Source organism: Stenotrophomonas sp. P5_B8, from assembly GCF_054049855.1.
Genome location: NZ_JBFULO010000647.1, coordinates 1 through 1,519 on the forward strand (window position 1 = coordinate 1; position 1,519 = coordinate 1,519).

At 60.9% G+C, this 1,519-nt stretch carries 3 protein-coding genes; 1 reads left to right on the top strand and 2 read right to left on the bottom strand.

What is annotated here, in order from left to right:
• Nucleotides 1–430 (top strand): 4'-phosphopantetheinyl transferase family protein (locus ACXJKH_RS20335; RefSeq protein ID WP_457322077.1); only part of this gene is annotated, 430 nt, incomplete at its 5' end.
• A 55-nt stretch (nt 431–485) separates the two neighbouring features.
• Here the strand turns inward: ACXJKH_RS20335 and ACXJKH_RS20340 are convergent.
• Both ACXJKH_RS20340 and ACXJKH_RS20345 read right to left on the bottom strand, forming a co-directional pair.
• Entirely contained in the window at nt 486–1,235 is a 750-nt protein-coding gene (locus ACXJKH_RS20340) for a thioesterase II family protein (protein ID WP_457322079.1), read from the bottom strand.
• Nucleotides 1,232–1,519, bottom strand: a 288-nt coding sequence (locus ACXJKH_RS20345) for a phosphopantetheine-binding protein (protein WP_457322081.1), incomplete at its 5' end; no start/stop codon positions are given. The genes ACXJKH_RS20345 and ACXJKH_RS20340, both read right to left, overlap by 4 nt.

A 1,519-nucleotide genomic window follows, 5' to 3' on the forward strand; every position in this document is an offset into this window, starting at 1 on the left:
GATCGGCAGCATCTCGCACATCGAGGGCCTTGCCGCCGCAGTGGTTTCTTCCGCAGACGTGTACGGCGGGCTGGGCGTGGACATCGAATCGGTTCACACCGTCGGCAAGGAGCCCCAGGCGCTGCTCGCAACGGTCGTCGATGAGCAAGAGTACGCCTACCTTCTATCGCGGCATGCCAACGAGGGCTTCGATGTACTGTTGACAACGGCCTTCTCGGCCAAGGAATCCCTGTTCAAAGGCGCGCATGCCGCTGTCGGTCGCTATTTCGACTTTTCCAGTGCAAGGGTGAAATACGTTGACCGACAACGCCGCGTGGTCTCGATCATCCTGCAGGAGACCTTATGCGAGTCGTTCGTTGCTGGTCAGTTGCTGCATATAGGCTATCGCCACCTACCTGGCGATATCGTGCTGACCGGCTTTTGTTGGTAGATCACGTCCCGGCCCCAGCCCCGGCGCGCACGCAGCACCATATCGGCGCGATACTTCACGCGATGGCGTTGGCACCTAGCGTGCAGGCAATACGTTGCAGGACCTGATCCCGCTGGCCGTGGATGAAGAAGTGATCGCCCGCGAAGAGGTGATGATCGAATCCAGCGCTGGTTTCCAGACTCCAACCAGTGATCTGATCGATGCTGGCACGATCCTCATCCGTGCCGGCGAAGGCCGTGATCGGCACAGCGAGTGKCGGCGAAGGCTGATAACGGTAGGTTTCGGCGAGGGCAAAGTCGGCACGTATTACAGGTAGCAGCATCGTCATCAGGTCGGGGTCGGCAAGAATTTCCGTAGGCGTACCGTTGTAGTCGCGCAGCACGTCGATCAAGGCACTGTCATCAAGCAGATGCCTCCCCTTGGGCTCGTCGCGAAAGCGAGGTGCGTGGCATCCCGATACGATCAGGTGACAGGGCAACGATGCTCCTCTAAGCGCCAGTCCGCGGGCCGCCTCAAACGCAACCAGCGCTCCCAGGCTGTGGCCGAAGAATGCGAACGGCCGGTCAACACTCTGCGCCAGCAACGGCACCAGCGTATCCATCAGTGTTGGCAGGTCATGATATGGAGGTTCGGCGTAGCGCGCGCTGCGCCCTGGCAACTGTACGGCGCAGATCTCCAAGGGCGCAGGTAGTTGTTCCTGCCATCCCAGATAGCTGGCGGCGTTGCCACCAGCGTAGGAGAAACAGTACAGGCGGACACTGTTCACTGCAGAGCCACGCTTGAGGAACCACGAACGATCCATCATGGCGCTTCTCCCTCCATCGCCGCGACTTCCTGTTCCAGTGCAACCAGGTCTTCGGCTGAGTACCCGGCCAGTATCCTGGCCACTATCTGGTCGCCAAGCGCGGCCAACCGCGGATGCTTGAACACCTCTGAAAGCGCGGGCTCAATGGCAAACTGCTGACGTATGCGCGTCACAAGTTGAATGGCCGTCAGCGAGTGCCCCCCCAGCTCGAAGAAGTGGTCGTGCCGTCCCACCCGCTCCACGCCCAGCAGCTCGACCCAGATCGCGGCCAGCGCCTGTTCCAC